The organism is Aliivibrio sp. SR45-2 (assembly GCF_963890165.1).
GTDB classification, from domain to species: domain Bacteria; phylum Pseudomonadota; class Gammaproteobacteria; order Enterobacterales; family Vibrionaceae; genus Aliivibrio; species Aliivibrio salmonicida.
This window is the reverse complement of sequence record NZ_CAWPRC010000207.1, coordinates 1-9,530: the sequence shown is the minus strand read 5'-3', so window position 1 is coordinate 9,530 and position 9,530 is coordinate 1. Positions and strand designations below refer to the sequence as shown.

Sequence of the window (9,530 nt, the reverse complement as noted above, 5' to 3'; positions counted from 1 at the left end):
TACAATTAAGCGTAGCTCTGATACAGATTGGGTTACCTTTTCGTCGGGTGAATTCTTCTCTGTTGAAGGAAGTTCTTCTTTCGATGTTAATGTTGAAATTGAAACTGCTTACCTTTGCGAATATTTATAATATAAAACGTAAAGCATCTTGTGCTTATCAATGATGCTTTATTTAGAAATAAAAAAAGGCACAAGTAATTAGTTACTTGTGCCTTTTTTATCAAATCATTTAATGATTATTCATCATCAACAACAATTTGCTTTGGTTTTTTCTTTGGCATAAATACTTGCTCACCCACTGCCACATTAGTGTGGAATGTGTTATCGCGTTTTTTCGATTTTTTAGGAGTATAAGAACCACGTTTTGCAGCCGTTTTCTTATCATCGCCTTTTTTCACAAACTCACGTTTATGTTTTGGCTTAAGACCTTTGAATTTACCTTTCAAGTCTTCGAATTCAGAAAAGGCCAAGTCTTGTTGTAAAAATGTCTCTATACGCTTAAAGCTTTCCCAATCTTTTGGTCCGACAAGAGAAATTGCTGTCCCTTTCTTACCAGCACGACCAGTACGACCAACGCGGTGAACATACTCTTCCATATGCTTTGGCATATCAAAGTTGATAACGTGAGTTACACTGGTTAAATCTAAACCACGAGAAGCAACATCAGTCGTTACTAGGATTTTATGTGCACGACGTTCAAACTGGCTCATAATATTATTACGAGCGGTTTGGTTCATATCACCACTTAATGCTACCGCTTTTAATTTACGTTCGTTAAGTAAATCAGTTAAGCGATCTGTATCTGCACGTGTTGCTGTGAATATCATGATTTGGAAGTATTTTTCCGTTTCAATGATTTTATCTAACAACGCTTGTTTATGATCTAAATGATCACACAAATAGAAACTTTGCGTGATATCTGCATGCTGATCTGTTGATAAACCAACAGAAACAACTTTAGGATTATCTAGCATGTTGCCTGCAAATTTAGTCACGGCTTCATGGTCTAATGTTGCAGAGAACATAAGCGTTTGACGTCGACGGTGATTTGCTGCCGCATGAATTTTTTGTAAATGCTCAGCAAAGCCTAAATCAAGCATACGGTCAGCTTCGTCAAGAATAAGCATTTCTAAACCATTCAAGAACAGAGATTGATGCTCAAGATGATCCGCTAAGCGTCCTGGTGTCGCGCCAATAAATTTAGGGAATTTACGTAATGCGTTCACTTGGTCGTTAAAGTTTTCACCACCAGTGATCAATGCAGCATCGTAAGTTAAACCACCTAACATTGCACGCAAGTGCATATACACTTGTTTTGCTAGTTCACGTGTTGGTGCTAAAATCACAGCACGAGGGTCATTCTTAGAGAATGATTTCGATTTAAGTGATTTATGAAGCATCGGTAATACGAATGCTAATGTTTTACCAGAACCAGTTTTAGACGACGCAAGAACATCCTTCCCTGCCATGGCAACAGGTACGGCTTTACGTTGAATTTCAGTTGGTTTCTTAATGTTTTGATGAGCGAGATTTTTTAATAGGCGATTATCTAAACCTAAATCTTTAAATTGCAAAAGCTGCCACTCCAATTTCGAGTATTATTGATGAATAACCAGTCAATCTGGTCTAATGCGGCGGATTATAGCATAAGTGTCGTTTATCCTTGCACATAAATCTTCATTTGAGCTCTTACAGTCTCTCATGACTTTGTTACAATGGTTTTAACCTAATAAGAAGAAAGTAGAAAGTTTATGAGCATTCAAATCACTGGAACACTAGCAAAAATGCGCGCGTCATTACTTGATGGTGCGGTTCAATATCGACTTCCTGTTGGTAATGAGGAAATAGAGCTTAATGCCTTCATTGGCCAAACATTAACTCTCACACATACAGGCAATATTTTTTGTTGTTCGTGCGGTAAGAAAACGAAAAAAAGTTACTCTCAAGGTCATTGTTTTCTTTGTATGAAGAAATTGGCAAGCTGCGACATGTGTATTATGAAACCAGAAACATGTCATTTCGCGGAGGGAACTTGCCGTCAACCTCAATGGGGCGAAGAAAACTGTTTTGTTGACCATTATGTTTATCTATCCAATACCTCTAGTCTAAAGGTTGGGATCACGCGTCATACTCAAATTCCAACTCGTTGGATTGATCAAGGTGCAACACAAGGGTTACCAATTGCGAAAGTAAAGAATCGATTGATTTCAGGTTTAGTCGAAATTGAATTAGCTAAATTGATTGCCGATAAAACAAATTGGCGCACGTTATTAAAAGGTAACAATAACCCCCTTGCTTTAAAAGAAGCCGCATTAGAGCTATTACCTCAAGTTGAAGAAGCCATCGCAAAAATTCAAGCTGAACACGGTGACGATTCAGTGAAGTTATTGGATGAGAATATCTTAAACATTCGCTTTCCTGTTAACGAGTTCCCGGTCAAAATCATCAGTCATAATTTTGATAAGAACCCTGAAGTAACCGGTATCTTAAATGGCATTAAAGGTCAATATCTTCTGTTTGATACGGGTGTCATTAATATCCGTAAATTTGGTTCTTACGAAGTAACAGTGACAGCGTAACTAAAATAGCGTTTATTATAATTAATGAACGCCCTTTCCTCTTTTATCAACTAATTAATAATTACTTCTCCGTTAGTGACTCGATCTTTTCTTTTGGTAACGGGCCTTCTTTAAAAACGACAAACGCACGTCGATTAGCGGCATTGGCTTTTAATGAGTGTTCTTCAATGATAGGAGAATCTTCACCAAACGATTTTATTTCCCAGATAAATTGAGATAAGTCGACCTTCGTCTTCAAATAATTTTGAACAGCCATTGAACGTTCTTTTGCCAATTTTTCATTATAACTGAATGAACCTTGATAATCCGTGTATCCTGCAATTAGAATTCTTCCAGTTAAACCTTTAATCTTCAAAGCCAACTTATCAAGACCGACTTTATCTGCATTATGTAATTTATACTTATCAAAATCAAAATGAGAAGCCATCGTCACGTACACTTTTCTTTTAGGTTCTAGAGGCAAACAAACAGGATTCAACTCTTTAGCAATTGTCTGTTCAAAAACCAAATATGTACGTCGATTCTCCGCATTTGCCTCTAAGCTCCGTCCTTTGATTAAAGGGCGCTTTTCACCATAAGATTTAATTTCCCATTCATAATTACTCTCGATTAGTTTCTGTAATAAATATGCTTTAATCGATTCAACTCGTCGGTGCGACAATTTTTCATTATAATCAATTGAACCTTGATAATCCGTATGCCCTGAAATAGCAATTCGACCGTTAATATTTTCAATATTATTAATAAACTGATTTAGAGAGGCATGATCTTTTTTTCTTACTTCATATTTATCAAATTCAAAATGCTCTACAACTGCTATGTGTATTTCACGTTGAGGAGATAAACATTCTGCAATCAAAAACTTTTGAACTCTTTCGTCGTATTTGTCTATGTTCTCTTTACTTACATAAGTATCTGTACTACACCCAAAGAGAGAAAAAAAACTAAACCCTAGCAGTAATGATTTCATCGTCATTGTCATCGTCCCTAAATCTTACCGATGAGGTTAATGAAGACCCCACTCGCGTTATAGTCAACATCATTCGTTAAATTATCGTCAAAATTGGAAAAGTTATAACCAACCCCGATTTTAAAGTTCTCGGTAACGTATTTATTAAAAGAGAGTAAAGCCCCTTCTTCTAACTCATCATTTTGAGTATCGACTTTCCAATGATATTCACCCGTTACATCCCAGTTTTTCATTATTCTGTAAGAAGCGCTAAGACCAGTAAGGTAAATTTGGCTATTTACATCAACACCGACACCTGATGCTCTATCAAATCGTTCAAATTTATCTTTATATGCGAACTTAGTACCAAAATCTAAATTTGCATCCCATGAGTAAATCGCTTCTGTTTCCACAATATGGCTTTCAGTATCAGAGTATTCGACATCGCGGTTTAAATTATCAAAATCAACCAAGTAGGTATAACGAGCTAATAGGTTTAATTTATCATTATAAATAGGTCGATAAGCAAGACCAATGCTTGACTCAATAAAACGCTCAAGCAATTCGTTATTCGTATCATTCATCGCTTTAGAATAATTAAATTTACCAAATAAGGTATATTCATCCGTTAAATGGTGTGTATAACTATTGGTAGTTACCCATTGTTCAATTTTCTCATTTGTCTCTTCAGTTTTATCTACTCGATACTCAATTTTATGCTTTAGAACGATGTCATCGAGATCCAAACCAATATTAAAACTAACAGCTCTTCGATTCACGATACCTGTAATGGTGTTTTCAGGATCATCGCTATAATCAATCTCACCCTGTTGATAAGCAATTCCAATATCAATATCATCGGTAACTTCATTATCAAAGCCAAAAGAATCAACTCGGCCTTTTCCGTTATTTTCATTAACAAACTGATTTTCTTGATAGAAATCAACAGAGTCCGTCAATGTTGCTCGTTGACCTAAAATGACGTTGTTTTGGTCTTCATAATTATCATCAACATAAGTAACATAAGTTGAGTAATCGTCAGTTACATCATAAGTAACAGTTGCTTCTGCGGCATCTCCTCGGCTCCCGACGGTATAGGCACCACCAAGACTCAAGTCATCTAATACGCGAGTTTCTGCACCAACAGTGACACTGTCGTTATCATCATAAGTTTCAGTGGCATCAACTGTTTTTTGACCTTTAATATAAACGCTGTTTTCGTTATCCCAAAGATATTCAACTTTTGCACCAGCAAGGTTACCAGTGCCTGATTCATTGTTTTGATTCAATTCTTTTATATGTTTCCCAGCAAGCGAAATTTTAATATTTTCAGTCACTAAAATTTGTGTTTCAACTTCAACTTGCTCTGTGTCGGTTTCTAACGTTCCATCAATTTCAGTCTCTTCCATTGATGTAAATCGGGTAGACACTTGAACTCTATCACTAACTTGTAAGCGAACTTCTGTTCCATAAGATTCTTGTTCAAGATCGTCACTTTGGCTTGCGTATGAATAACCCGCATCTTTTGATTTGTACCACGCTTTCACATCATTACCAACGGCACCGAAAAGATCAGGAGCTAAATCATAAAGACTTGCGACCCCAAGAATTTGAATATTATCGCCTTCACGATCATCAGCCATGCCAGATGAAATAGGAGTAAAAGTTAAACCACCATCAAAAGACACAAAGTTACTATCTACTTGGGTTCCTTTTGTTCGACCAAATTCCGTTTTTAAGTATGTTCCTTCAGTCGCTCGCAAGATTAAATCTGTTGAATATAGCTCATAATTTTGCGTGTCTTTTTCTTCTGATGCGTAAGTGGCACCAATACCAATGTAATCATTTAACCACCCTTTTACTCGTCCACCATAAACCAGCGCATCACGGGCATCTTTACCTTTAGGTACATATTCATAATCAACAGCAAGATAGTTTTCATAGCCACCACGAGGGGAGTCATCAATAACAGAACCAAAGCTATCAGACACAATATCAGACAGCGGCCTTGTTAAGATAATACGGCCTTGATATTCATCAATTTCATAATCTCGACCAGATTGTAATGGGATTTCATTTTCAACGATCCCACTGTCTTTATTCATCACTTTGATTAACACTTTATCACTACCTGGGATAACTTCACCGTGTTGAAGGAAGTATAAAGACCCACCTGTACCTAAAAATTCATCGTGAGAGTAAAGTGAATCAGATTGAGAAGCGAAGCCTACGAGATTTAAACGGTCTTCACCAAATTTCGTGGTTTCCCGTGTACGATAGTCGCCTTTAAAACCATATAAGCTTCGGTTGTAATCCCCGTTATCCGTCCCTGTTATTCCTGTATTGAAATTCCCCCATAAATATTGAGATTTATCGTATTGAACATCTAAATACACTTTACCTTTGGTATTAACAATTTTCTGAATGTTAGCGCCATCGCCATAATTCCCATACATCATTTCATCATCGCCATCGACGATATCAAAAACAGTTGAGGTATCATTTGCTGCGAAAGGGTTTTTAAACATATCTTTCACTGCATTTTCTTGAGTATCGACATGGGCAACAACACGCAATTTATCACCAAATTTACCTTGTCCAAAATACGCAATTCGACCTTGATTATAAATATCCTTTACGTACTGATCATTTACCTCAAGTGCACCTGTACTGCCTCCAACACGGTTTCTTCCAACATAAAAATCCGCTAGACCCGCTTGTGCATAATAAGTGTCTGGAATACGAGCATAAAGAGAGAAACGACGCTCTTCTCCTGAGTCAAAAACAACGGTCGTAGGAAAACGATATGCATCTGTTGGAAGGAATATTTCAGCGTATAAACCTCCTTCAACAACATCAAACTCATCTTCTCCAATAATAACTTTATCTACCCCATTTAGCCCCGTTCCAATAAACTTAGCTAAACCGGAAGACGTCGGTATATTGTGACGCATTAATGTAGAACGACCAAAATGACGACCATTTTCTGATTCATTACTGTTTTTATCGATAGACAATTCTTTATCCGGACGCACGGTATCGACAACCCCTATTGTTGTCACATCCATATTTCCATCTTTGTCCCACACTTTTAATCGGAATAACAATTGCTGCCCAAGTTTAAATCTGTAATTAACATCTGTTGAGCCGTCCCATTCAATATCGGTACTGTTTGCAAGCTTTTCACCTTTCATCACAGCTAAAGGCTGAGACAGGTGGCGATCAGCACCACGATATACTTCAAGCTGCCAAGAGCTAATGTAATAACTGTAATTAGTGTCAACGGAAAAGTTTAATGGGTTAATAAGTTTCCCGTCTTCGACTTCAACTTCATCCGTCGCACTTAAATCTAAAACAGGATTAAACTTGGTAATATCACGACTCGCCCAGATAGCTCCCTCATCTAAATAAATACGAGAACTGTCTGTTTGCTCACTAACATCCACTGAGATATCCATCGCGTTGGAATCCAGCTGTTGTAAGTCATCTGTTTCTTTTGCTAGCGTCATTAATGGGAATACATACAGTGCATATAACATTGCATGACTCTTATTGAATAACTTCATACTTCTCCTAATAACTTCTTTATTTTTATAGTTTTGAGTTATTTATTTTTGAACACTAAAATTAAATTTCGTTAATTGATTTGGTGAAATTCTTAATACTCTCGGGTTTTCACTGATTACTTTCATTCCTGTCGGTAATGAATCAGTGTCAACTTTAACTAAGAATTGTTTTCCCTTCTTATTGAGAACCCATTGATCTGGCACGTGATAACGCCCATATTCATCGGTTTCAATAACGATACCTTCAACCGTAAGCAATCTTACACCTGGTATACCGTCCTCATAGATCCCCATATTTTCAATGACAATTTCCCATAAATACTGGTTATTATCCTTGTATAGGTTACGGGTTATTTTCAGATTTTCTGCAGCAAGCTGATCTTTTTTGTTTCCTAAATGCTCTATGTTTATCACACCCTCTTTACTGAATGAGATATGAGAACCATCAGCCGTTGTTACGGTAAAATCGAATTTATCTTTGTTTTTTGTCGCAAATTGGACAACCGCTATATTCCCTTCTGGTAGCGTTCTATTTCTCGATAACCCAAATAGATGATCAATTACAATGCTTTGATTAATAGGAACAATGCCTTTTTCTTTTAGGCTTTCTTCTTCACCCTCAATTTCTATCGTCGTAGAACCTGTGACGTAATTACTATGAGCGATATTAGCGGTTAATTTAATATCAAAAGCGGTTGCATCAGCTTGATATCCATCTCCATTATTATCTTCAAAAACTTTGCCAATAATCGATGCTGTATCGAATACTTTATCGGGTGTAATTTCAACAGTCGCACTGCTCATGTTCGATTTGATCTCTAACGGTCCTGTTGTCATTCCTTCCGCAGGGGTCATTGCATAAGCGGTATTGACGTATTGACCAAATGTAGTACCTACCGTGGCTCGTAATAGATAACGGACTCTGACATTTTCTTGCACGGTTGAACCACTCGCGCCATACGCAAGCATATCGCCGATAGAAAATGATAAAACTTGAGTTACTGCTGGCTCTTGATTAGTAAACACGTCATCTGCGGTATCAAAAACACCGTCAGGGCCACTGTTTGTTACCTCCGTTGAATTCTCTACATACTGAAAGCCTGATGGATATCGATCTTCCAATTTGACACTTTTAAATTCAGCTTCATTATTATTTTCGATAACCACTTCATACTCAACGACATCTCCTACCTGAATGGAGTCTTTAAGTGCTTGTTTTGTTACCTCTAGTTGACCTTCATTATCCGCAAATTTTTTCACATGAACGGTCACACTATCTTGAGCAGTTTCTCCACCAGGCGCTGTTGCGATAAACGTATTCGTAATATCATCATCAAGTCCTTTACCTATTTTTCCTACAACGGTGATAATAAATCCGTTACCTTCATACGCTTTTAAGGTTTGAGTCGAGTTAAGGTCAATAGAACTTTCGGTCGCCACAACAGATAAACTAGGGGCTTCTTTAATCGTGGTTGTCCATTCCGTAAATAAAGGGTTTCCATTCGCCCCTTGAAGCGTCGAAATTTCATCAACTAATTGAACACCAGACACATCTGATGAACCTCTATTGGCCACCGCCAACGTATAGGTAATTTCATTGTCATCGTTCGTGTATTCGTTTTTATCTGCGATTTTCTTCACGACCAAAACAACACTTTCTGGTTGTAATAACGCTGTTGAATCAATGCTTGAAATTCCGTCATTCATTGTGGCCGTATTGCTGATCTCCCCCAATGCTTTCGGGTTTACGATCCCCTTAACAATAAATTCAATCGTTGCACTTGGTGCTAAATCGACAATAACATCGATATCATCCCCAATAGGCAATGAACTAATCGTTGTCGTATCGTACTTATCATTACGAATACGGTAATCAATATTCCATGAGCTAAAGGCTTGCTCTGTAACACCAAAAACGGTCTCGACTTGTAGATCCGTGATTAAGTCAGTTATATGAATGTTTTGTGCAAAGCTCGCAGCATCATTTATTAACGTAATATGAAACTCTGATTCTTCCCCTGCTTTATAAGGGCCTTCTTTTGAACCGTCTTTAAGTGTTTTATTAAAAGTCACTTTCTGGTCTTCAGGTTTAAGTTCAGCTTCTTTATCAACGGAAATACCATTAAACGCCATCGTTGCGGTGTTTTTAATCACTCCAACTGCGTTTTTATTAACATCGCCACTAATAGTAAATGTCACTGTATCTAACGGTGCCAGGTCGATATTGACATCGATGTCTTCATTAAAAGTCGAACGCGTTCTTGTGATGACGGTATTTGGATCTAACACTTCAACATCAAGAGTCCAAAAATCAAAGGCAGATTCAATGGTTCCATCAACTGTTTCAACCGTAAGGCCAGAAATAATGCTGCGAGCTTTGCACAAAACATTCATATAACTGACTTAATCACGGATCTACAAGTCGAGACCGTTTTT

General features: G+C 37.4%; 5 protein-coding genes and 1 pseudogene. 2 read left to right on the top strand and 4 right to left on the bottom strand.

Features of this window, described 5'->3' with window-relative positions; translation table 11 throughout:
- Window positions 1-130, top strand: a 130-nt coding sequence (locus AACV33_RS19855) for a pyrimidine/purine nucleoside phosphorylase (protein WP_182700573.1), incomplete at its 5' end; no start/stop codon positions are given.
- A 106-nt stretch (window positions 131-236) separates the two neighbouring features.
- Here the strand turns inward: AACV33_RS19855 and AACV33_RS19850 are convergent.
- Window positions 237-1,574, bottom strand: a complete 1,338-nt coding sequence (locus tag AACV33_RS19850) for a DEAD/DEAH box helicase (protein WP_182700572.1) — start codon at window positions 1,572-1,574, stop codon at window positions 237-239.
- 177 nt (window positions 1,575-1,751) lie between these two features.
- On the opposite strand from AACV33_RS19850, the gene AACV33_RS19845 reads away from it, so the two are divergent.
- Entirely contained in the window at window positions 1,752-2,579 is an 828-nt protein-coding gene (locus tag AACV33_RS19845) for a DUF2797 domain-containing protein (RefSeq protein ID WP_182700571.1), read from the top strand.
- A 61-nt stretch (window positions 2,580-2,640) separates the two neighbouring features.
- On the opposite strand, the gene AACV33_RS19840 is transcribed toward AACV33_RS19845, so the two are convergent.
- The 3 genes and pseudogenes from AACV33_RS19840 to AACV33_RS19830 all read right to left on the bottom strand — a co-directional run.
- Window positions 2,641-3,555: an OmpA family protein gene (locus AACV33_RS19840; RefSeq protein ID WP_255458639.1), complete on the bottom strand. Its 915-nt coding sequence runs from the start codon at window positions 3,553-3,555 to the stop codon at window positions 2,641-2,643.
- Window positions 3,556-3,566: 11 nt separating this feature from the next.
- Window positions 3,567-7,094, bottom strand: a complete 3,528-nt coding sequence (locus AACV33_RS19835) for a hypothetical protein (RefSeq protein WP_182700569.1) — start codon at window positions 7,092-7,094, stop codon at window positions 3,567-3,569.
- Window positions 7,095-7,136: 42 nt separating this feature from the next.
- Window positions 7,137-9,473: pseudogene (locus tag AACV33_RS19830) on the bottom strand (DUF11 domain-containing protein); the annotation flags it as partial.
- Window positions 9,474-9,530: the final 57 nt, after the last annotated feature.